This window comes from Aeromonas sp. S41-2 (assembly GCF_027705845.1).
Classification (GTDB): Bacteria; Pseudomonadota; Gammaproteobacteria; order Enterobacterales; family Aeromonadaceae; genus Aeromonas; species Aeromonas hydrophila.
Genome location: NZ_JAPDCG010000012.1, coordinates 25,585 through 46,127 on the forward strand (window position 1 = coordinate 25,585; position 20,543 = coordinate 46,127).

21 protein-coding genes are annotated in these 20,543 nt (G+C 63.0%); 13 read left to right on the forward strand and 8 right to left on the reverse strand.

All coding sequences use genetic code 11. The annotated features are described in order from the left end of the window. Positions 1 to 111: 111 nt before the first annotated feature. Together OKC44_RS19815 and ftnA are read right to left on the reverse strand one after the other, a co-directional pair. Complete coding sequence (locus tag OKC44_RS19815; protein ID WP_270814779.1) at positions 112 to 1,296, reverse strand: NAD(P)/FAD-dependent oxidoreductase; 1,185 nt, start codon at positions 1,294 to 1,296, stop codon at positions 112 to 114. Between the two features lie 161 nt (positions 1,297 to 1,457). Beyond that, the gene (gene ftnA, locus OKC44_RS19820) at positions 1,458 to 1,982 is read right to left on the reverse strand and encodes a non-heme ferritin (RefSeq protein ID WP_016348910.1); all 525 of its coding nucleotides are present in this window, start codon (positions 1,980 to 1,982) and stop codon (positions 1,458 to 1,460) included. Positions 1,983 to 2,191: 209 nt separating this feature from the next. Here ftnA and OKC44_RS19825 point away from each other — a divergent pair, with 209 nt between their 5' ends. Continuing rightward, on the forward strand, positions 2,192 to 3,982 hold the full coding sequence (locus OKC44_RS19825; protein WP_270814781.1) for a GGDEF domain-containing protein: 1,791 nt from the start codon (positions 2,192 to 2,194) through the stop codon (positions 3,980 to 3,982). Between the two features lie 16 nt (positions 3,983 to 3,998). On the opposite strand, the gene fabV is transcribed toward OKC44_RS19825, so the two are convergent. Next, positions 3,999 to 5,186, reverse strand: coding sequence for an enoyl-ACP reductase FabV (fabV, locus tag OKC44_RS19830; protein ID WP_270814726.1), 1,188 nt, complete (start codon positions 5,184 to 5,186; stop codon positions 3,999 to 4,001). Positions 5,187 to 5,651: 465 nt separating this feature from the next. Here fabV and OKC44_RS19835 point away from each other — a divergent pair, with 465 nt between their 5' ends. Both OKC44_RS19835 and trpS read left to right on the forward strand, forming a co-directional pair. After that, on the forward strand, positions 5,652 to 6,086 hold the full coding sequence (locus tag OKC44_RS19835; protein ID WP_010635648.1) for a universal stress protein: 435 nt from the start codon (positions 5,652 to 5,654) through the stop codon (positions 6,084 to 6,086). A 191-nt stretch (positions 6,087 to 6,277) separates the two neighbouring features. Then, positions 6,278 to 7,291, forward strand: coding sequence for a tryptophan--tRNA ligase (gene trpS / locus OKC44_RS19840; protein ID WP_270814727.1), 1,014 nt, complete (start codon positions 6,278 to 6,280; stop codon positions 7,289 to 7,291). On the opposite strand, the gene OKC44_RS19845 is transcribed toward trpS, so the two are convergent. Beyond that, on the reverse strand, positions 7,270 to 8,244 hold the full coding sequence (locus OKC44_RS19845; protein ID WP_011704088.1) for a LysR family transcriptional regulator: 975 nt from the start codon (positions 8,242 to 8,244) through the stop codon (positions 7,270 to 7,272). The two genes, trpS and OKC44_RS19845, sit on opposite strands and share 22 nt — an antisense overlap. Positions 8,245 to 8,335: 91 nt before the next feature. Between OKC44_RS19845 and OKC44_RS19850 the strand changes: the two genes are divergently transcribed. Both OKC44_RS19850 and OKC44_RS19855 read left to right on the forward strand, forming a co-directional pair. Next, positions 8,336 to 9,235 carry a DMT family transporter gene (locus tag OKC44_RS19850; RefSeq protein ID WP_016348905.1) on the forward strand — a complete coding sequence of 300 codons (900 nt, stop codon included), beginning with the start codon at positions 8,336 to 8,338 and terminating at the stop codon, positions 9,233 to 9,235. After that, a complete protein-coding gene (locus OKC44_RS19855) occupies positions 9,220 to 9,381 on the forward strand; it encodes a hypothetical protein (RefSeq protein ID WP_016348904.1) in 162 nt (53 codons plus the stop codon). Before OKC44_RS19850 ends, OKC44_RS19855 begins: the two co-directional genes overlap by 16 nt. Positions 9,382 to 9,503: 122 nt before the next feature. On the opposite strand, the gene OKC44_RS19860 is transcribed toward OKC44_RS19855, so the two are convergent. After that, a complete protein-coding gene (locus OKC44_RS19860) occupies positions 9,504 to 9,962 on the reverse strand; it encodes a DUF6314 family protein (RefSeq protein ID WP_270814730.1) in 459 nt (152 codons plus the stop codon). A 43-nt stretch (positions 9,963 to 10,005) separates the two neighbouring features. Here OKC44_RS19860 and OKC44_RS19865 point away from each other — a divergent pair, with 43 nt between their 5' ends. Further along, positions 10,006 to 10,860: a carboxylate/amino acid/amine transporter gene (locus tag OKC44_RS19865; RefSeq protein WP_073352238.1), complete on the forward strand. Its 855-nt coding sequence runs from the start codon at positions 10,006 to 10,008 to the stop codon at positions 10,858 to 10,860. A 7-nt stretch (positions 10,861 to 10,867) separates the two neighbouring features. Here OKC44_RS19865 and OKC44_RS19870 read toward each other — a convergent pair whose 3' ends face one another. Continuing rightward, complete coding sequence (locus OKC44_RS19870) at positions 10,868 to 11,731, reverse strand: GGDEF domain-containing protein (protein WP_039214097.1); 864 nt, start codon at positions 11,729 to 11,731, stop codon at positions 10,868 to 10,870. A 70-nt stretch (positions 11,732 to 11,801) separates the two neighbouring features. Beyond that, positions 11,802 to 12,515, reverse strand: a complete 714-nt coding sequence (locus OKC44_RS19875) for a 3-deoxy-D-manno-octulosonic acid kinase (protein WP_011704082.1) — start codon at positions 12,513 to 12,515, stop codon at positions 11,802 to 11,804. Between the two features lie 164 nt (positions 12,516 to 12,679). Here OKC44_RS19875 and OKC44_RS19880 point away from each other — a divergent pair, with 164 nt between their 5' ends. The 7 genes from OKC44_RS19880 (at position 12,680) to OKC44_RS19910 (ending at position 20,173) form a co-directional block, all read left to right on the forward strand. After that, entirely contained in the window at positions 12,680 to 13,762 is a 1,083-nt protein-coding gene (locus OKC44_RS19880; RefSeq protein WP_270814732.1) for a glycosyltransferase family 9 protein, read from the forward strand. Between the two features lie 271 nt (positions 13,763 to 14,033). Next, positions 14,034 to 14,660, forward strand: coding sequence for a guanylate kinase (gene gmk, locus OKC44_RS19885; protein WP_270814734.1), 627 nt, complete (start codon positions 14,034 to 14,036; stop codon positions 14,658 to 14,660). Between the two features lie 79 nt (positions 14,661 to 14,739). Continuing rightward, entirely contained in the window at positions 14,740 to 15,015 is a 276-nt protein-coding gene (gene rpoZ, locus OKC44_RS19890; protein ID WP_005307060.1) for a DNA-directed RNA polymerase subunit omega, read from the forward strand. A gap of 137 nt (positions 15,016 to 15,152) precedes the next feature. Further along, complete coding sequence (spoT, locus tag OKC44_RS19895; protein ID WP_011704079.1) at positions 15,153 to 17,270, forward strand: bifunctional GTP diphosphokinase/guanosine-3',5'-bis pyrophosphate 3'-pyrophosphohydrolase; 2,118 nt, start codon at positions 15,153 to 15,155, stop codon at positions 17,268 to 17,270. 223 nt (positions 17,271 to 17,493) lie between these two features. Continuing rightward, complete coding sequence (gene trmH / locus OKC44_RS19900) at positions 17,494 to 18,237, forward strand: tRNA (guanosine(18)-2'-O)-methyltransferase TrmH (RefSeq protein WP_270814736.1); 744 nt, start codon at positions 17,494 to 17,496, stop codon at positions 18,235 to 18,237. After that, complete coding sequence (locus OKC44_RS19905) at positions 18,227 to 19,267, forward strand: alpha/beta fold hydrolase (protein ID WP_270814737.1); 1,041 nt, start codon at positions 18,227 to 18,229, stop codon at positions 19,265 to 19,267. Before trmH ends, OKC44_RS19905 begins: the two co-directional genes overlap by 11 nt. A gap of 93 nt (positions 19,268 to 19,360) precedes the next feature. Beyond that, complete coding sequence (locus OKC44_RS19910) at positions 19,361 to 20,173, forward strand: Cof-type HAD-IIB family hydrolase (protein WP_029305093.1); 813 nt, start codon at positions 19,361 to 19,363, stop codon at positions 20,171 to 20,173. 47 nt (positions 20,174 to 20,220) lie between these two features. Here the strand turns inward: OKC44_RS19910 and OKC44_RS19915 are convergent, their stop codons facing one another. Then, positions 20,221 to 20,535 (reverse strand): hypothetical protein, encoded by a 315-nt coding sequence (locus OKC44_RS19915; RefSeq protein WP_270814738.1) that lies wholly within the window; start codon positions 20,533 to 20,535, stop codon positions 20,221 to 20,223. Positions 20,536 to 20,543 lie beyond the last annotated feature (8 nt).

A 20,543-nucleotide genomic window follows, 5' to 3' on the forward strand; every position in this document is an offset into this window, starting at 1 on the left:
ATAGGTCAGCAGTACTGGCCAGCCACCCCAGCCGCCGGGACTACAGACCCACTGGAAGTTGTCCCCCAAAGGCCGCTATCGCGCTCATCGACGATATAGAAGCAGCCTCTATCAGCAGTACTGGCCGGCAACCCAACCGGAGGACCAGGCCCACTGGAAGTTGTAGCCACCGAGCCAGCCGGTCACGTCCACCACTTCGCCGATGAAGTAGAGACCGGCCACCTTGCGCGCCTCCATGGTCTTGGAGGAGAGCTCGTTGGTATCCACCCCCCCCAGGGTCACTTCGGCGGTGCGATAACCCTCGGTGCCGTTGGGCAGGATCTGCCAATCCCCCAGCAGAGTGGCCACTGCCTCCAGCTCCCGCTCGTTGTACTGGCGCATCGGCTTGCTGACCAGCTGGCCCAGCTCCACCAGCTTGTCGACGAAGCGCTTGGGCAGCTCGCGCCCCAGCACGGTTTTCAGCTCCTGCGCCGGATGGGCCTGGGCCCACTCCCTGAGGGTGGCGGCAATGTCGAGCTCCGGCAGCAGGTTGATGTGGATCTTCTCCCCCGCCAGCCAGAAGGAAGATATCTGCAGGATGGCCGGGCCGGAGAGGCCGCGATGGGTGAACAGCATGGCCTCCTTGAAACAGGTGCCATCCTCGGCGGTCACCGCTACTGGCAGGCTGACCCCGGCCAGGTCGGCGAAGGCCTCTTTCTCGGCCTGATGCAGGGTGAAGGGCACCAGCCCGGCGCGGGTCGGCAGCACGGTGAGGCCGAACTGTTCCGCCAGCTTGAAACCGTACGGGGTGGCGCCGAGTTTCGGCATGGAGAGGCCGCCGGTGGCCACCACCAGCGAGTGGCAGCTGACCTCACCCTGACTGGTGGTCAGCACGAAACCCTCGTCACTCTTGCTGACGGTGAGGATCTCGGTCTGGAACTGCAGGGCCACGCCGGCCCAGTCGCACTCGGTCAGCAGGATGTCGACGATCTCCTTGGCGCTCTCGTCACAGAACAGCTGGCCCAGGGTCTTCTCGTGATAGCTCAGGCCGTGCCGGTCCACCAGATCGATGAAATCCTGCTGGGTGTAGCGCGCCAGCGCCGACTTGCAGAAGTGGGGGTTGGCCGAGAGAAAGGCGTGGGGGCCGGCCTGATGGTTGGTGAAGTTGCAGCGGCCGCCGCCGCTGATGAGGATCTTGCGGCCCGGCTTCTTGGCGTTGTCGAGCACCAGCACGGAGCGGCCCCGATAACCGGCCTGGGCCGCACACATCAATCCGGCCGCCCCGGCGCCGATCACCACCACATCAAACTGCTTCATCATCACTCACTCATCAAAAGAAAAACGGCCCTTTTATACGAAGACCGTCATTGTATCCGGCAGCAACCAGCACTGCGGTTTCATGGCTGCCGCAATAGAAAACGGCCCCTCGTTAAGAGGGGCCGTCATTGTACTGGCTGAACACTAAGTGTCCACGACTATCAGGCATTGCCATCCATGATGCTGGCAGGGGCGCCCTTGGCCAGCTCGGCCAGCTCCTTGTCGATGAAGTAGAGACCCTTGCCGTCTTCACCCACCAGCGACAGGCGGTCGACGATGCTCTTGAACAGCTTCTCCTCTTCATGCTGCTCGGCCACGTACCACTGCAGGAAGTTGAAGGTGGAGTAGTCCTGGGTGGTGAACGCCACGTGGGCCAGGCCGTTGATGCACTTGGTGATGTGGTATTCGTGCTCGAGGGTGGTGCGGAAGATGTCACCCAGCGACTTGAACTCGTGGGGAGGGGCATCGATGGCACCCAGCAGCGGCATGGCACCGGTCTCGCTCACATAGGTGAACAGGCGCTCCATGTGCTGACGCTCCTCGACGGCGTGCTGGCGCAGGAAGTTGGCCGCCCCCTCGAAGCCCTTGTCCTCGCACCAGGCGCTCATCTGCAGGTAGAGGTTGGAGGAATAGAATTCAAGATTAATCTGCTCGTTCAACTTCTCGATCATGGCTTTGGCCAACATGATGATTCTCCACTGTGATTTGGTCACGATTGTCGCCACAGTTTCGTTATGAAGCAACCAGATACCGCTGCCCGAGCTCTCAGTTGTGACAGCTTTTCGCCTCATCCTATCCCCCATACGGTTATAGAGAAGCAAAGAAACATGGTGTAGGTGAATTCAGCCATTATGATGGCGCCAGTGGTCGGGGAAAGGATTCAATGAGATTCATAATGGCACTGGCGCTGCTCTGGATGACCCAGCTGCAGGCCACTCCCTCCTTGCTGAAAGAGGCTGAACTACAGGCGGCGCGCGATCCCGTCGGCTATCTGCAACGCCTTGACGCCAACCCGCAGCAGGACATGGAGCAGTTTTACGCCAGAGCCCTGGCCCAGGCCGCGCTGGGGCGCTATCCGCAAGCCCTGCTCGACAACGCCCGTGCCCGCGGGCTGGCCAGTGCCCAGCAGGAGACCCTGCGCCTGCTCGACTTCCGCTTGCAGCAGATTGCCCTCACCCTGGATACCGAAGCGCCGGATCAGGCGCTCACCCTGCTGGAGCAGCTCAAACCCGCCGTCGCCGGCCATCCGCAGCAGACCTCCGAGTGGCACGCCCTGAACGGGCTCGCGCTCTATCGCACCCAGCAGCTCAGTTCGGCGATCGCCGAGCTCAAGACCGCCTTTCGCCTCAAGCAGACGATACCGAACTCCACCATCGCCAGCCTGCAGTGCGCCCGCCTGCTGATGACTCTCGGCAACCTCTATGCCGACCTCAATCTGGCGCGGGAGGCCGAAAGCTATTACCTGGAGGCGCTGCAGCGCATGGTGCAGCTGGACGAGCCCAACAGCCAGACCATCATCCGGGCCAACATGGCACGGCTCTATATCGATACCGATCGCCCCGCCCAGGCCAGACGGCTGCTGGACAATCTGCTGGCCAACCCGGCGCTGGCGCCGGACTACCGTGCCATCATCCTCGGCTATCAGGCCATGGCGCTCAATGCCGAGCGCGACTGGGCCGGCGCCCTGCGCGCCCTGGACGAGGCGCAGGCGCTCTATCAGCAACTGGGCTACCCGGAAGCCGGGGTGCGTCTGCTGGAGACCCGGGCCAGGGCACTGCAGGGCAGCGGCGAGAAGCAGCTGGCGCTGCAACTGCTGACCAGCCAGGGGCCTGCCGGTGCCGGCAGCAAGGCCTTGCAGGCCAGCCTGCTGGCGGATCAGGGGCGCTATCCCGAGGCCTACCAGGCGCTCAATGAATACGTGAACGACTACAAGCAGCACTTCAACCAGACCCTGAGCCAGCATGCCGCCGCCTTCCAGGCCGAGATGGATCTGGCCCGCAGCGAGGCCAGCAACCGGGTGCTGCAACAGGAGAACGAGAACAAGCGCCAGCAGCTGCTGCATCAGCAGAGTGCCCGCCACTACCAGCTGGCGCTGGTCGGTCTGCTGGCCAGTGCCCTGCTACTGCTGGGCGTCACCACCCACCGGCTGCACCGCAGCTCGCGCCACCTCTACAAGCTGGCCACCTTCGATCAGCTGACCGAGCTGCCCAATCGCCGCGCCCTGCTGGAACGGCTGGCCACCCAGTGGCAGCAAGAGGGCCCGCTCACCCTGCTGATCATCGACATCGATCACTTCAAGCAGATCAACGACCGTCACGGCCATCAGGCGGGAGACAGGGCCATTCAGCGGCTGGCGCGGGAGCTGAGATCCTGGGCGCCCGACCTGCAACTGGTCGGGCGCTGGGGCGGCGAGGAGTTTCTGGTAGCGGTGCCGCTGCCGGCGGCGGATTGCTGGTATCTGGCAGAGCAGCTACGCCAGCGCATCGGCCAGATCGACAAACCCCGCATGACCATCAGCATCGGGGTAGCCGGCCGCTCGGCCGCCGATGACGGGTTGGGCCAGCTCATCCATCGGGCCGACATGGCCATGTATCAGGCCAAGCGCCAGGGCCGCAACCAGACCATTCTGGCCGCAGAGCCGAGCAACCCGGAACAGCCGGAGGCGCTGGCCAGCAGCGTGGCCTGACCCTCGGCCCCCAGGCTCAGGGCAGCAATTCGCTGAGCGAGGCCAGATCCACCGGCGCGCCGTAGTCGACGCCCGGCAGCTCGAAGCCGTTGAGCTGCATGAAATCCTGGCGCAACCCGGCAAAGTCCCCCAGCGCGTGGAAGTTGTCCGGCGTCACCTTGGACCAGAGCGCCGAGACGGCGGCCTGAATGGCCGGGTCCAGTTCGTGGTCATCCATCCGGATCAGCCGGTTGCCGTCGGCCACCACCCCTTGCGGGCCGTACATCTTGGTGGCAAACAGCCGCTGCATCTGCTCGATGCAGCCTTCGTGCACGCCGCGCTCCTTCATCACCCCCATCAGCAGGCCCAGATAAACCGGCAGCACCGGAATATAGGCGCTCGCCTTGGTCACCAGCGCCTTGCAGACCGACACCCAGGCATGGCCGCCAAGCTCCGCCAGCTGCAGGTTGATGGTCTCGGCGGTGGCGTGCAGATGCTCCTTGGCATAACCGATGGTACCGTCCCGATAGAGGGGGTAGGTCGATTCGGGGCCGATATAGGAGTAGGCCACGGTCTGCGCGCCGGGCGCGAGGCAATCCGCCTGCTGCAGCGCCTGCAACCAGAACTGCCAGTCCTCGCCCCCCATCACGCTGACGGTATCGCGGATCTCCTCCGGGGTGGCCGGATCCAGCGACTGCTGCACCAGGGTGTCCTGTTCCAGATCCAGCCCCCAGCCGCTGAATGGCTGGCCGGTGGTCTTGAGCACGGAGCGCACCTGCGTGCCGTCAGGCAACACCCGGATGCCGCTCGCCAGCGAGTAGATCACCAGATCCACCTGCCCCAGCTGCTGGCGGATGGTGTCGATGGCCTGCTGACGCATCCCGGTGGAGAAGGCATCCCCGATCAGATTGATGGCGATGCGGCCGGCCTGCTCCGCCCCCTTGCGAAACCAGATGTTGTTGTACCAGCCGGCGCTGCCCGGTCCCTTGTCGGAGGGGCCCCGTTCGAACGACACACCGACGGTGTCTGCCCCGGCCCCGAAGGTCAGGGCGATGCGCGACGCCAGCCCGAAGCCGGACGAGGCGCCCAGCACCAGCACCCGTTTCGGCCCGTCGAACGGGCCCGCCGCCCGGATCCGCTCGATCTGCTGCAGCACGGCGGCACGGCAGCCGATGGGATGACAGTTGCGGGCGACGCAGCCCTGGATCTGTGGGTGAATGATCATCAAGGAGTCTCCAAGGAATCAATACGATACGCAAAATGACAGTGCAGACCGACCCGTATCCAACCGGGATCCGGTGTTCAATGGCCGGCGACGGTCTGCCAATGGAACTGGCTACAGCATAACCAAGCGAGACGGGATTACCTTGATGTCGGGCGGAATATCGGCGAGAAGGCGGCAGAAAAACAAAAGGGAGCGCGAGGCTCCCCAAAGCGGTATTCAGATGCTTTTTGTTGTTTTGTGTTCATTGCGAAGCACGGGCACATCCTATGCCTGTCACCGGCCACGGGCAAGCCGGCGGGTGTGATCGGCTTCAAACTCCTGTTCGATTTATAGCCAGTTTATTGGTTGTCGTCGGCGAGAAGCTCCATAAGAAACTCATTTAAATCCCAAAACTGTGCCGGGGACACCATTTTAGTTTCAGCAGACATTGGTATAGTGGACTCAGGATCAGTGAGGAGAACTCCCATGAATGGAACCTATTACAAACACATACTGGCCGCGATCGACCTGTCGGAAGACAACCGCAAGGTGATCGAGAAGGCGGTCGACCGGGCCCGCTCCAACGGCGCCAAGCTGTCGGTGATCCATGTCGATGTGGACCTCAAGGATCTCTACACCGAGATGATCGATATCGACATCGACAACGTGCAGGATCAGGTGATCGCCGAAGCGAAAGAGAAGCTGGAAGCCTTCCTGGCCTCGGTGGACTACCCCATCGAGAAGAAGCTGGTGATCTGCGGTGATTTGAGCGAGCGGGTCAACCAGGCGGTCAGGGATTACCAGATCGATCTGCTGGTGTGCGGCCATCGCCAGAGCTTCTGGAGCCTGCTCACTTCGAGCGCGCGCCAGCTGATGAATACCGTGCCCTGTGATCTGCTGGTCGTCCCCTTGCAGAAGTGATCAAACAGGCGTAGTTTCATTTGCCATGAATATGACCTCATTCAATCACAACTACTACTGGTGCTGCTCTTAAACAGGCGGCACTGCTTTTCTATGTAAAATTTCCCAAAGAAAACACCGTGACCGCCGAGAGGCGGTCATTGTTTTCATCCCTTTGTCGCCTCCCGGCTCACCCAACTGGAGAGAGTGACATGCACAACCCCGTTATCCTGACCGGCGACCGTCCCACCGGCAAACTGCACATCGGCCACTATGTCGGCTCGCTGCGCCAGCGCGTCGAAGCCCAGCACCATTACCGCCAGTTCGTGATGATCGCCGATCTGCAGGCGCTGACCGACAACGGCCACAACCCGGCCAAGGTGACCGACCACGTGCTGGAGGTGATGGCCGACTACCTGGCCGCCGGCCTCGACCCGGCCAAGACCACCTTTTGCCTGCAGAGCGCCCTGCCCGCCCTCGCCGAGCTGACGACCTATTACCTCAACCTGGTCAGCGTCGCCCGGCTGGAGCGCAACCCCACCGTTAAGGCAGAGATCCAGCAAAAAGGGTTCGAGCGCAGCCTGCCGGCCGGCTTCCTGATCTACCCGGTCAGCCAGGCCGCTGACATCTCCGCCTTTCGTGCCACCCATGTGCCGGTGGGTGAAGATCAGCTGCCGATGCTGGAGCAGACCAACGAGATAGTGCGCCGCTTCAACACCCTGGTTGGCAAAGAGGTGCTGACCGAGTGCCAGCCCATCCTGAGCGACACCGGCCGCCTGCCCGGCATCGACGGCAAGGCCAAGATGTCCAAGTCCCTCGGCAACACCATAGAGCTCGGCATGTCGGCGGAGGCGATCAAGCAGACGGTGTTCGCCATGTACACCGACCCCAACCACCTCAAGGTGAGCGATCCGGGTCAGGTGGAGGGCAACACTGTGTTCGCCTATCTCGATGCCTTCCACCCCGACAAGGCACTGGTGGCCGAGATGAAGGCCCACTACCAGCGCGGCGGGCTGGGGGACATGCGCTGCAAGCAGGTGCTGAACGACTGCCTGCAGACCCTGCTCGCCCCGATGCGGGAACGGCGCGAGGCGGCCATCGCCGACAAGCGCCAGCTGCTGCGCCTGTTGCAGCAGGGCACCGAGCAGGCGCGCGCCCTGACCGACGAGGTGCTGGCCGAGGTGAAGGGGGCGATGGGGCTCGACTACTTCGCCGGATTGAACTGATCCGCCCCGCGCTGCGCCGGGCTGCCGAGCGCATCCGCGCCGTAGCGCTCGAACGCCAGCCGGTGCAACAACCCCTTGAACCAGCCGATCGCCTCGTCATGGGCGGTGAGCGGGTGGCCCGCCATCAGATAGACGATGGGGATGTCGGGGTCCAGCTGGTGCAGCCGCAGCGGGTAGTAGCGGCAGAAGTGGCGCCCGATCATCTCGGGCACCACCACCAGATAGCGACCGGTGGCCATCAGCGGCGGCACCGCCATAAAGCTAGGTAATCGGACACCCAGTTCACGCTCCACCCCGAAGCGGGCCAGCCAGAGATCCACCATGGCCTGACTGTGGCCCCAGCTGGAGGTGTGGATGTGGGGCCGGCTGACCAGATCGTCCGGCCCCAGCACGTCCGGCAGTTCGCTGCCAAGGGGCGACAGACAGACCAGCGGGTTGTTGAACCAGGGCTCGCGCCACAGCCGGGGCGAGAGGTGGTTGGCATCGGCGAAGCCGATCACCAGATCCAGCTCCCCCTTCTCCAGCTCCCGCTCGTAGTCGCTGTCCGCCAGCTCGCACACCTCCAGCCGGCAGTGCGGGGCATGCCGGTGCAGCCGCTCCACCAGCGCCGGCACCAGACCGTGTTCCACCGAGCCCGGAGTGGCGATACGAAAGATCCGCCGCGCACTGGCGGGGTCGAACCCCTTGGCCTGCCGCAACCCCTGCTCCAGCATGGCCAGCGCCTGACGCACCGGGCCGGCCAGCGCCTTGGCGCGCTCGGTCGGCATCATCTCGCGCCGGCTCATCACGAACAGGGGGTCATCCAGCGCCGTTCGCAGCCGCCCCAGCGCATGGCTGACGGTGGACTGGGAGAGGTGCAGCCGCTCGGCGGCACGGGTGACGTTGCGCTCCTGCATCAGCATGTCGAACACGGTGAGCAGGTTGAGGTCGAGGCGGGAAAGGGGCAGTTCCATCGATATTGGCCATGGTTGAATGACGACAATTCATTTTTGGCATAGTAGCAGATTGCATAGAATGCGCAGGCGAATTACATCGGAGATTAAAATGCGTAGCTATCTGTTGTTGCTGGCGATTGGCCTGTTGTGGGGCTCCCAGTTCATTTTCATGCATCAGGCCGTGACCGAATTGCCCCCCATCATGGTGGCAGCGGGTCGCGCCTTGTGTGGCAGCCTGACCCTAGGTCTGCTCTGCCTGTTCATGCGTCTCAAGAGCGAACACACCCCGTGGCGTACCTATATGCTGATCGCCCTGCTCGATGCCACCCTGCCCTTCATCATGGTGGCCTGGGGTCAACAGTATGTGGATAGCGCCATCGCCGCCGTGGTAATGGGTTGTATCCCGTTTGTCACCATCCTGATGGCACCCTTGTTGGTTTCCGGTGAAAAAATCACCAAGGGCGGTCTCGTCTCCGTGGTCATCGGCTTCGTCGGCGTGCTGGTGCTGTTCTGGCCGAAACTGGCCAGCGGCATGAATGCCGGCCTGCTCGGCGCCATGGCCATCCTGTTCGGTGCCAGCTGCTTCGCCATCGGCCTGCTGATGATCAAGCGCTTCGCCAAGGACCACCCGGTGGTCGTGGCCCGCAACATCCTGATCTCTTCGGCCATCCAGCTGCTGCTGGCCGCGCCGTTCGTCACCGATCTGAGCGCGCTCACCATGCCGAGCCAGCATGCCATCGGCGCCGTCGCGGTGCTCGGGGTGTTCTGTACCGGTCTGGTCTACTTCCTCTACATGGCGCTGATCCAGAAGGCGGGCCCGACCTTCGCCTCCTTCAGCAACTACCTGGTGCCGCTGTTCGGCGTCATGCTGGGTGCCCTGTTCCTCGGCGAACAGATCCAGTCCACCACCGGCGTGGCACTGGCCCTGATCCTGGGCTCGGTCGCCCTCAACCAGTGGGCTCAGCAGCGCCGCGTCCAGCGGGAGGCTGCCCTATGTCAGGCATCCTGACCACGCTCTGCGGCGGCCTGGTAGTGATCGCCGGCTGGCAGTATCGCCAGCGGCTGATGGGTCTGCTCGGGCTATTGATGGTGCTGCTGCCCTGGTTCTTCGACAGCAAGCTGCAAGCCATGCTGAGCTATGCGCTGAGTGCCTGACATCCGTCTCTGAATGTGTGACGAGAGTGTATCTCTCCTGTTTTTGGGACCGTTTTTCAAAAAACCTCCGATTTGTCCCTTCTACCGGCGCTCTGCGCCGGTTTTTTTATGCCTGCCGCCCGTCACACCCGATAGCGATAACCGAGCCGCTCGTTCTTGCGCGGGCCGGTGATCTGCCAGCCGAGCAGAAAGCCGTCCCCGGTCGGCGTCAGCTCGGCGCTGTAGTGATCCTGGCCGCACAGGTGGGGCTCGGCGGTGAGCCAGCGACCATCCGCCTGAGGGAGCAGCTCGAACAGCACCACCGGCTGCTCGTAGCGCAGATGTGAGAGCCGGATCCCCCGCTCGCCACGCTGCCACCAGAAACGGTTGTGCATGGTCAGCACCCGGCCATGGGGCGTGGTGTAGCGGCCCTGCTCGGCAAACAGCCAACCCCCCTGATGATCGGTCACCGTCACCTCCCCCTCGCCGCTGCCGCACCAGTCGGTGGCGGAGCCTGCCCCGTTGCTCGCGGTAAAGGCAAATGCTCCGATCTGTGGCAACTGGCGCCATAAACGCTGGATCAAGGCTTCCATCTCGGCCATCATAGCCCCCTTCAAAATTGACAACTGACGACAAATCAACCACATGAACTACTTGATAGGGGTTACCCTGCTCTGGTCATTCTCCTTCAGCCTGATCGGGGTCTACCTCGCCGGTCAGGTGGATGCCTACTTCTCGGTACTGACCCGCATCGTGCTCGCCAGCCTGGTGTTTCTGCCCTTTCTCAGACGCCGCTGGTTGCGCCCCGACCTGGTGGCCAAGCTGATGGCCCTCGGCGCTACCCAGCTCGGCATCATGTATCTGTTCTATTACCACTCCTTCCTGCTGCTGACGGTGCCGGAAGTGCTGGTGTTCACCATCTTCACCCCCATCTACGTCACCCTGATCCATGACCTGCTGGAGCGGCGCTTCAAGCCCACCTATCTGTGGGGAGCCCTGCTGGCGGTGCTGGGGGCGGCCGTCATCCGCTTCGACGGGCTGACCGAAAGCTACGTGCTGGGCTTCCTGGTGGTGCAGGGTGCCAACATTTGCTTCGCCATCGGCCAGGTCGGCTACAAGGTATTGCTGGCACGGGAGAAGGAACAGCCCCCCCAGCTCGCCGTGTTCGGTTGCTTCTATCTGGGCGCCCTGGTTGTGGCCCTGCCCGCCTGGTGGCTGCTGGGCACGCCGCAATACCCCACCAGTACCCTGCAGTGGGGCATTCTGTTGTGGCTGGGGATAGGCGCTTCCGGGCTCGGTTACTTCCTGTGGAACAAGGGGGCGACCCAGGTCAGCAGCGGTGTGCTGGCCATCATGAACAACGCCCTGATCCCGGCGGGTCTGCTGGTCAATCTGCTGCTGTGGGGCAAGGATACCGACCTGCTCAGGCTCACCCTGGGCGGCCTGCTGATGCTGGCCTCCCTCTGGGTATGCCAGCGTCATGGGGTAAGTGAGCGCTGACTAAAAATCAGCCAACGACGGTGTTGTGCTCCCGTCTGGCCTGACCGTGGCAGGTAGCCAGCCGGGCGAGCAGATGATCGATCTGCTCGCCGGCCTGGCTCTGCACCAGGCCGATGCTGACGGTCACCGGTCGCTGCGGCAGCAGGCTGGCATCGGCGATCTCGAGCCGCAGCCGCTCGGCAATCTCGAGGCCGCTCAGCCGATCGGTCTGGGAGAGCATCAGGATGAAGCCGTCTTCGTCCCAGCGGGCGAAGGGGTCTTCCCGCCGCAGCTCGTGACGCACGATGCGGGCCAGCTTGGCCAGCATGGCATCGCAGGCCACCTCGCCGAACAGCTGCTGGATCTTGGCCCTGTGGTCGACGCTGAATTGCAGCAGGCTGAAGCTGCCGCTCTCGCTGGCCAGCCGCTCATCGAGCAACAGCTCAAAGTGGCTGCGGCTCTCCAGCCCGGTGAGGGGATCGGTGCCGTGCCGCTCTTCCACCAACAGTGTCTGTGAGTCGAGCAGACGCACCACCCCCAGCACCTGGCCGTGAACATCGCGCCTGGCTCGCTCTTCCAGCCGGACATAGTGGCCGTCGTGATGCAGGATGCGGTATTCGAGCCGGATCTGGGCCACTCGCCCGCTCTGGCAGGCGGTCAGCGCCTCCTGCAGGCTCCCCACGTCGTCGGGGTGCACCCGCTCCAGCCAGCCAAGATCGTCCAGACCGGCTTCGTTCAATCCCAGCAGCCGCAGACAGGAGAGATCCCGCTGCACGCCCTGCTGCGGGCTCCAGCTCCAGAGCCCTGCCTCCAGCAAGGCGATGGCATCCGCCATCAGCGCCAGATCAAATCGGGTAATTGCCTCCCTGAGGGGAGCCTTGAGCATGTCCATCGAGCGCCTCGACACCGAATCTGAAGACCTTCTCAATAAGTAACATTGGCTCTCGCGCCGAGCAACAGGGTCAGCTCGCTTTTCCTTGATAGCCGTTCATCAGGGCCTGCCAGTTCTCCGGTACGAAGTGAAAACTGGTATGCAACTGGGACTCCTTGTTGAAGGAGCGCAGTAGCCGTTCCAGGTTGGCCTGCTGCCAGTTGCCGGGGGAGCGGATGGCCCCCTTGTCGAAGTCGATCACCCACACCTTGCCCTCCTTGTCGAGCAACAGGTTGTGGCTGTTGAGATCGGCGTGATAGACCCCGGCGTCGTGCAACCGGCGCACCGTCTGGCCCACCTTGTGCCACACTTCGCCGGCGATCGGCCCCTGCTTGAGCAGGGCCACCAGATCCTTGGCGCCGCGAATGCGCTCGATCAGGATGTCGGCCCGATAGAAGGGGCCCTGCTTGGCCATCCGGGCGGCAAACGGGCGCGGCACCGGCAACCCCTGGGCGCTCAACTTGGCCAGCAGCGTGTATTCGGCCATGGCCCGGCTCGACTCGACCCCTTCGAACCAGAAGCGATCCCGCACCACCTTGCCCACCATGCCACCGCGATAGTAGTGACGCAGCACCAGATGGCGGGATTCATCCTTGACGAACCAGGTCACTCCGCGGCCGATGGAAGACCCCACCACCTGGCGATGTGTCTGCCACCAGGCCGGATCAAACAGCTCGGGAGAAGGGTCGCGAAACGCCCCTTCGGCGTACCAGCAGATCTGGTTGTGTTCGGTCTGAATTTGCATTTTTGGCGATTCCGGTCGGTCAGTCATGGCTACACAAGGCAAGGGCAGGCAACGGCAACACAGGTCCTGTCAGGGGCACCGGCTGCCGGTCGTGCGCAATTTTACAATCCACGGGGGAGTTTGCATAATGCCATCCATCCATTTTGCCACCATTGCGCCACATCATGCCGCTGTTCCAAACGCCGCCCTCCTCCATCTGCATCCTGCGGCTCTCCGCCATCGGCGACTGCTGCCACGCGCTGGCGCTGGTGCGCGTCATCCAGCGGGCCTGGCCGACGACCCGCATCACCTGGATCACCGGCAAGATTGAAGCGACGCTTTTTGCCGATCTGCCCGGGGTCGAAGTCATCGCCTTCGACAAGAGCAAGGGCTGGCACGGCTATCGCGAGCTTTGGCAGACCCTCAAGGGGCGCCAATTCGATGCCCTGCTGCACCTGCAGGCGGCCATGCGAGCCAGCATCGCCACCCTCGGCATCCGGGCCAAGGTCAAGCTCGGGTTTGATCGGGAACGGGCCAGCGACGGCCAGTGGCTGTTCACCAACCACAAGGTGCCATCTCCCGCCTCACCCCACGTGCTGGACGGCTTTCTCGCCTTCGCCAAAGAGCTCGGCATCCAGGATCTGACCCCGGACTGGCAACTACCCATCAGCGCCGAGCACCAGGCCTGGGCGAAAGAGAAGATTGACGGCAAGCCGACCCTGCTCATCTGCGCCGCCGCCAGCAAGGCATTCAAGAACTGGACTGCCGCCGGCTATGCCGCGCTGGCGGATCACGCCGCAGACAAGGGTTTTCAGGTCTATCTGTGTGGCGGGCCGGCCAAACTGGAGCGGGAACTGGCCGCCGACATTGCGCGGCTGAGCCACAGCAAGCCGGTGGATCTGGTGGGGCAGACCAACCTCAAGCAGTTGCTGGCGCTGATCAAGGAGGCCAGCCTGGTGCTGGCCCCCGATACCGGCCCCACCCACATGGCCACCCTGGTGGGCACCCCGGTGCTCGGTCTCTATGCCCACCACAACCCGGATCGGACCGGCCCCTATCTGTGCCGTGACTACGCGGTCAGCGTCTATCAGGAGCTGGTCGAGCAGGAGACCGGTAAACCGCTGGCCGAACTCGGCTGGCGCACCCGCCTCAAGGATCCGGACGCCATGAGCAAGATAACCCGCGAGCGGGTCATCGCCGCCTTCGACCGGCTCTGCGCCGATCGCCAGTTGCCCGCCGGGCAGCAACTCGGAATTTCCGAGCAGTGAAGCAGGGATAATCTGCTGGCCCCCCCGCACGGCGGCAGGCAGAATGGCGGCTGATGTGGGTGACGCTCCCGCAGCAAGCTACGAATACTTTGATCGGCTGGAATATGATTCCGGCCGTTTTTTTATCCGCCACCTTCTGTTAAAATTCGCCGCCTTTACATCCCTCTTAATCCAAGAATTTTCCGCGTTTCGGATTTGGCTGTCTCCCTTTCGGGCACAAGACGGCGGCCTCTGCTACAACCAAAACACGGTCTCGCTTAAAGGTACAGACATGGCGCAACAAGGCACTCTCTATATCATCTCCTCCCCGAGCGGAGCGGGTAAATCCAGCCTGCTCAACGCCTTGCTGACCCAGCACAACAGCGCAGGCAAGATGCAGCTGTCGGTTTCCCACACCACCCGCGCCATGCGCCCTGGGGAAGAGAACGGGGTGCACTACCACTTCGTGCAGGTGGAAGAGTTCAAGGAGTTGATCGAGCGCGGCGACTTTCTGGAGTGGGCCGAGGTGTTCGGCAACTACTACGGCACCTCCCGCGCGGCCATCGAAGCCTGCCTGGCGCAGGGGATCGACGTGTTCCTCGACATCGACTGGCAGGGCGCCCGCCAGATCCGCGAGCAGATGCCGACCAAGTCCATCTTCATCCTGCCGCCCAGCCGCGAAGAGCTGGAGCGCCGCCTGATCGGCCGCGGCCAGGACAGTGCCGAGGTGATCAAGGGCCGGATGGAGAAAGCCATTGCCGAAATGGTGCACTATGACGAGTATGACTATGTCATCATCAACGAAGACTTTGAGCAGGCACTGTTCCAGCTGAGGGCTGTCATCGAGTGCCAACGGCTGGAATTGCGCCAGCAGCAGCAGGCCCAACAAAACTTGCTGCAACAGCTACTGGCAGAATAGGCCAAAAACAAGTAAACTTTTGCGTCATTTTTAAACACCGCTTTTTTAAACCGAGAAAGCCCAAACACTGGAGTCCTGCATGGCACGCGTTACTGTAGAAGATGCTGTAAAACAGGTAGGTAACCGTTTTGACCTGGTGCTGGTCGCCGCCCGCCGCGCCCGCCAAATCGCGGTTCAAGGCAAAGATCCCCTGGTTGATGAAGAGAACGACAAGCCGACCGTAATCGCCCTGCGCGAGATCGAACTGGGTCTGGTGAACAACCAGGTGATGGACACCCAGGACCGTTACGAGCAGCAAGAGCAGGAAGCCGCCGAGCTGGCTGCCGTTGCTGCCATCGCCGAAGGCCGCGGTTAAGTCAGTTATTTCTTATAGTCGGCGCCCGCCCGGGTGCCGACTGTTCTCCCCCATTTACAACCGCTCGAAAACCTCGCAAACTCAGGACTATACCCTCTATATCCACGGATTGCCGTTTCACCGCTGCGGGGACTGTCTTGTATTTATTTGAAAATCTTAAAGAAATAGCCAGTTCCTACCTGCCACCCGAGCAGGTGGAGAAGCTCAGGCAAGCCTATGTGGTGGCCCGTGATGCTCACCAGGGACAGATGCGTTCCAGCGGCGAGCCCTATATCACCCACCCGGTTGCCGTTGCCCGCATTCTCGGCGACATGCGCCTCGATCATGAAACCCTGATGGCCGCCGTGCTGCACGACGTCATCGAAGACACCCCTGTCACCAAGGCCGATCTGGCCGAACTGTTTGGCGATGCCGTCGCCGAGCTGGTAGCGGGCGTCTCCAAGCTCGACAAGCTGAAGTTTCGCGATCGCAAGGAGGCCCAGGCCGAGAACTTCCGCAAGATGGTGATGGCCATGACCCAGGATATCCGGGTCATCCTGATCAAGCTGGCCGACCGCACCCACAACATGCGCACCCTGGGCTCCCTGCGACCGGACAAACGCCGCCGCATCGCCCGGGAAACCCTCGAAATCTTCGCCCCCATCGCCAACCGCCTCGGTATTCACACCATGAAGAACGAGCTGGAAGAGCTGGGCTTCGAGGCGCTCTACCCCATGCGCTCGCGTGTGTTGCGCGAATCGGTGCGCCGCGCCCGCGGCAATCGCCGCGAAATCATCGACTCCATCCAGAGCGAGATTGAGGGCCGGCTGCGCGAGGCAGGCATTGAATCCCAGGTTAGCGGCCGCGAGAAGAACCTGTTCTCCATCTACAACAAGATGGAGAAAAAAGAGCTGCAATTTCATGAGGTAATGGATATCTACGCCTTTCGTGTGAGGGTGAAGGACATAGATACCTGTTATCGGGTGCTGGGCCAGATGCACAGTCTCTACAAGCCCCGCCCCGGCCGCTTCAAGGATTACATCGCCATTCCCAAGACCAACGGCTACCAGTCGCTGCACACCTCCCTGGTGGGGCCGCACGGGGTGCCGGTGGAGGTGCAGATCCGCACCGAATTCATGGATCAGATGGCCGACAAGGGCGTCGCCGCCCACTGGGCCTACAAGCAGGATGGCGACAGCTCGGGTACCACCGCCCAGATCCGCGCCCAGCGCTGGATGCAGAGCCTGCTCGAGCTGCAGCAAAGTGCCGGCAGCTCCTTTGAATTCATCGAGGGGGTCAAGACCGACCTCTTCCCCGACGAGATCTATGTGTTCACCCCCGAAGGCCGCATCATGGAGCTGCCCGCCGGGGCTACCCCGGTGGACTTCGCCTACACGGTACACACCGACATCGGCCACGCCTGCGTCGGCTCGCGGGTCGATCGCCACCCCTATCCGCTGAGCAGCCCGCTGCACTCGGGCCAGACGGTGGAGATCATCACGGCGCCGGGGGCTCGCCCCAACGCGGCCTGGCTCAACTTCGTGGTGACCACCAAGGCCCGCTCCAAGATCCGCCAGTTCCTCAAGAACCTGCGCACCGAAGAGTCGGTGGTGCTGGGTCGCCGCCTGCTCAACCATGCGCTCGGCGCCAAGAACATCGAAGACATCCCGGAACCGCGCATCAAGCAGGTGCTGGCCGACACCAAGCATGAAAACCTGCAGGGCCTGCTGGCTGACGTGGGCCTTGGCAACGCCATGAGTGTGATGGTGGCGCGCCGCATGCTGGGGGATGAACTGCCACCGGAAGAGCAACCCAAGTCCAGCAGCAAGAAGATGCCGATCAAGGGGGCCGACGGCATGCTGGTCACCTTCGCCAACTGCTGCCGCCCGATCCCGGGGGACGCCATCATCGCCCACATCAGCCCGGGCAAGGGCCTGGTGATCCACCAGGAAGCCTGCCGCAACATCAAGGGCTACAGCAAGGAGCCGGACAAGTACCTGCCGGTACAGTGGGAAGTGGACAAGGAGCAGGAACAGGAGTTCCGCACCGGCATCAGCATCGAGATCGTCAACCACCAGGGCGCCTTGGCGGAGCTGGCCAACGTGATTGCCGCCACCGGCGCCAACATTCACGCCATCAGCACCGAGGAGAAGGATGGCCGGGTCTATCTGGTCACCCTGCTCATCACCACCAAGAGCCGGATCCACCTTGCCAACATCATGCGCAAGATCCGGGTGATGCCGAACGTGCTCAAGGTGAGCCGACAGAAAAACTGACCACAGGCGGCGTAAGCCGCCTGCTGCTTTTCCAGAGACAAGCTCGGCCCACCGCCGCAGGCACACCCGTTCAACTTGGCGCGTGGACAAATCCGGCGCCGGCAGAGCTGACATGACCGCGGAACGCGTCAAACGAATTTACGACAGGCTGGCCCGCGCCAGCCCGATTTGATCCTGTGCATGCAAGCGATGCGTGCACACACCTCACGACATAGAAACCGACATGACTCCTGAACGCTTCAAGCGCATCACCGACATGCTGGCCCAGCGCCAGCTCGATCTGACCGTCTGCATGGAAGAGGTCCACAAGCCGCACAACCTGGCCGCCATCGTGCGCACCGCCGATGCCATCGGCATCCATCGGGTGCACGCGGTCTGGCCCAAAACCTGGATCCACAAGCGCAAGGGTACCGCCCGCGGCAGCCAGAACTGGGTGGACGTGAAGCTGCACCCGGACATCGGCAGTGCGGTGGCCGAGCTGAAAGCCTCCGGCATGCAGATCCTGGCGACCCACCTCTCCGACAGCTCGGTGGATTTTCGCACCATCGACTACACCAAGCCCACCGCCATCCTGGTGGGTCAGGAGAAGCACGGCATCGGCGAAGAGGCGCTGGCCCTGGCCGATCACCATATCGTCATCCCCATGGTGGGCATGGTGCAGTCCCTCAACGTCTCGGTGGCCGCCGCCGCCATCCTCTATGAGGCCCAGCGCCAGCGCGAACTGGCCGGCTGCTACCAGCGCGGCTGCCCGCTCGACCTGGAGGAGCAGAACAGCATACTGTTCGAGGGGGGCTACCCCATCTATGCCCAGCTCTGCAAAGAGAAAGAGATGCCCTATCCCCAGCTCGGCCCGGCTGGCGAAATCCTGGCGGACGAGCAGTGGTGGCAGCAGATGCAGCTGACCCGCAAGGGCTGGGCCGCCCAGCAATCGGATGATCCTTCGGAAGAGTACACTGATGAAGCTTAACCACCTGCCCCTGCTGGCCCTGACCCTGTTTTCTGCCGGAGCCCTCGCCGTGAACAATCCCTATCAGCTGACGCCGGAAGCCGACGCCGCCACCCTTCATCAGCAGACCCTGCCCGACTTCTGGCGCCAGCACGCCGTTGAGAGCGCCTTCAAGGGCAAGGACGGGGTCACCCTCCGCTATGCCGCCCTGCGCCAGGCCAAGGTCGATCGCGCCATCCTCATCGTCAACGGCCGGGTCGAAAGCTACCTCAAGTATCAGGAGCTGGCCTGGGATCTGTGGCGCCAAGGCTACAGCCTCTACCTCATCGACCACCGCGGCCAGGGCTTGTCCGATCGGCTGCTGGCCGACCAGGAGAAGGGATATGTCGACCAGTTCGACGATTATGTGCTCGATCTCAAGCAGTTTCATGACGAGGTGATCGCCCAGGATCAGCCCGCCAAGCTGTTCCTGCTGGCCCACTCCATGGGCGGCGCCATCTCCGCCCGCTATCTGGAACGCTGGCCCGATGATATCGAGGCGGCCGTGCTCTCCTCCCCCATGATGGGCATCAATCTCGGCGGCCTGCCCAAGTGGCTGGCCAAGGGGCTGGCAGCCACCATCGGCACGGTCGGCGGCTGGCTGGGCGAGCCTCCCTACGGCCCGGGTCAGGGCCCGTACGAGAGCCACGACTTTGCCGACAATGGTCTGAGCCACAGCGAAGCCCGCTATCAAGCCTTCCGCGAGCTCTATGAGCAGCGCCCGCAGATCAAGTTGGGGGGTGCCACCGCCCACTGGATCTATCAGGGGCTGACGGGGGCGGACGCCGCCGTGGCCGAGGCCGGCGTCATCAAGACGCCGCTGCTGGTGCTGCAGGCCGGTGACGACGGCGTGGTGGACAACGCCGCGCAGGATGCCTTCTGCGCGCTCGCTCGCTGCGAGGGAGGCAAACCGCTGCGCATAGAAGGGGCCTGGCACGAGCTGTTCATGGAGGCCGATCCCCAGCGCCAGGCCGCGCTCAACGCGACTCTGGCCTTCTTCGCACGCTACTAGCGGCTGGTTATTTTTTGTATCCCTAAATAAATGGGGTCGCGGGAGCGGTTGCTGTACACTGCTCCCGCTTTCATTCGTAACCCCGAGGTGATGATGTATAAGGTCGTTGTATCCGATCTCGATGGCACCCTGCTCAACGGGCAGCACCAGATCTCCCCCCGCACCCGCGATACCCTGCACCGTCTGGTGGATCAGGGGATCAAGTTCGTGGTGGCCACCGGCCGTCACCATGTGGATGTGCGCAGCATCCGCGACACGCTCGGGCTCGACATCTATCTCATCACCTCCAATGGCGCCGTGGTGCACGACAAGCAGGATCAGCTGATCTTCAACCAGGCCCTGCCGGACAGCGTGGCGGCCGAGCTGATCGCGCTGGAGCGCGACCCCTCCATCCACATCAATCTCTACTACGGCGACGAGTGGCTGGTGGAAGAGGAGATGCCCTGGCTGCTGCAGTTCCATCATGAATCCGGCTTCAGCTATCGCCTGACCGATCTCGCCAGCCACCCGCTGGACAAGGTCAACAAGGTGTTTTACATCGGCGAGCACGAGAAGCTGCTGCAGATCGAGGCAGAGCTGAACCAGCGTTATGGTGATCGGCTCAACGTCACCTTCTCCCTGCCGGACTGCCTCGAGGTGATGCACGCAGGGGTCCACAAGGGCAATGCCGTGCGCGCCGTGCTGGAGCAGCATGGGCTGGAGATGTCCCAGGCGGTGGCCTTTGGCGACGGCATGAACGACTTCGAGATGCTGAGCATGGTCGGCCGCGGCGTGGTGATGGGCAATGCCCACGACCGGCTCAAGCTGGCGCTGGCCAACCACGAACAGACCCTGAGCTCCGACGAGGACGGCGTCGCCGTCTATCTGGAGCAGTTGTTCGCCCTGCAGGGCGTCAACGTCGCCTGAGACAAGGCGCCATGAGCAGCTCTGCGGCTCATGGCGCACAACCCCATTCAGCGGCTGAAACGATGGCCGCAGACCCCGCAGCGATAGTGGCGGGACAGGCGTCGATCCAGAGTACGCCCCAGCCACCAGCCCAGCCCTCCACCTATCAATCCACCCAATACGGCACCACCCAACGCTCCCGCCAGGGCACCGACAACAGTGCCGACACCGCCCAGCGCCGAGCCCGTTGCAACCCCCATTCTGGCGAGCGTGGCGGCGCAGGCATAGCCGCCCGCGGCCCCCAAACCCAGGGCGCAGGCTCGCTTCACCCGTTCATCCTCGATCCGTGCTACCCCTTCACTCATGCAGTGCGGGCATCTCATGGTGTGCT

Bases quoted from the DNA above. Each gene is read 5' to 3' on its own strand.
- trmH (WP_270814736.1), top strand. From the start codon at position 17,494: ATGACTCCTGAACGCTTCAAGCGCATCACCGACATGCTGGCCCAGCGC.
- OKC44_RS19855 (WP_016348904.1), top strand. From the start codon at position 9,220: ATGTCAGGCATCCTGACCACGCTCTGCGGCGGCCTGGTAGTGATCGCC.
- OKC44_RS19845 (WP_011704088.1), bottom strand. From the start codon at position 8,244: ATGGAACTGCCCCTTTCCCGCCTCGACCTCAACCTGCTCACCGTGTTC.
- OKC44_RS19835 (WP_010635648.1), top strand. From the start codon at position 5,652: ATGAATGGAACCTATTACAAACACATACTGGCCGCGATCGACCTGTCG.
- OKC44_RS19910 (WP_029305093.1), top strand. From the start codon at position 19,361: ATGTATAAGGTCGTTGTATCCGATCTCGATGGCACCCTGCTCAACGGG.
- OKC44_RS19815 (WP_270814779.1), bottom strand. From the start codon at position 1,296: ATGAAGCAGTTTGATGTGGTGGTGATCGGCGCCGGGGCGGCCGGATTG.
- OKC44_RS19825 (WP_270814781.1), top strand. From the start codon at position 2,192: ATGGCACTGGCGCTGCTCTGGATGACCCAGCTGCAGGCCACTCCCTCC.
- OKC44_RS19865 (WP_073352238.1), top strand. From the start codon at position 10,006: ATGAACTACTTGATAGGGGTTACCCTGCTCTGGTCATTCTCCTTCAGC.
- OKC44_RS19850 (WP_016348905.1), top strand. From the start codon at position 8,336: ATGCGTAGCTATCTGTTGTTGCTGGCGATTGGCCTGTTGTGGGGCTCC.
- rpoZ (WP_005307060.1), top strand. From the start codon at position 14,740: ATGGCACGCGTTACTGTAGAAGATGCTGTAAAACAGGTAGGTAACCGT.
- fabV (WP_270814726.1), bottom strand. From the start codon at position 5,186: ATGATCATTCACCCACAGATCCAGGGCTGCGTCGCCCGCAACTGTCAT.
- trpS (WP_270814727.1), top strand. From the start codon at position 6,278: ATGCACAACCCCGTTATCCTGACCGGCGACCGTCCCACCGGCAAACTG.
- OKC44_RS19905 (WP_270814737.1), top strand. From the start codon at position 18,227: ATGAAGCTTAACCACCTGCCCCTGCTGGCCCTGACCCTGTTTTCTGCC.
- gmk (WP_270814734.1), top strand. From the start codon at position 14,034: ATGGCGCAACAAGGCACTCTCTATATCATCTCCTCCCCGAGCGGAGCG.
- OKC44_RS19860 (WP_270814730.1), bottom strand. From the start codon at position 9,962: ATGGCCGAGATGGAAGCCTTGATCCAGCGTTTATGGCGCCAGTTGCCA.
- OKC44_RS19880 (WP_270814732.1), top strand. From the start codon at position 12,680: ATGCCGCTGTTCCAAACGCCGCCCTCCTCCATCTGCATCCTGCGGCTC.
- OKC44_RS19870 (WP_039214097.1), bottom strand. From the start codon at position 11,731: ATGGACATGCTCAAGGCTCCCCTCAGGGAGGCAATTACCCGATTTGAT.
- OKC44_RS19915 (WP_270814738.1), bottom strand. From the start codon at position 20,535: ATGAGATGCCCGCACTGCATGAGTGAAGGGGTAGCACGGATCGAGGAT.
- ftnA (WP_016348910.1), bottom strand. From the start codon at position 1,982: ATGTTGGCCAAAGCCATGATCGAGAAGTTGAACGAGCAGATTAATCTT.
- OKC44_RS19875 (WP_011704082.1), bottom strand. From the start codon at position 12,515: ATGCAAATTCAGACCGAACACAACCAGATCTGCTGGTACGCCGAAGGG.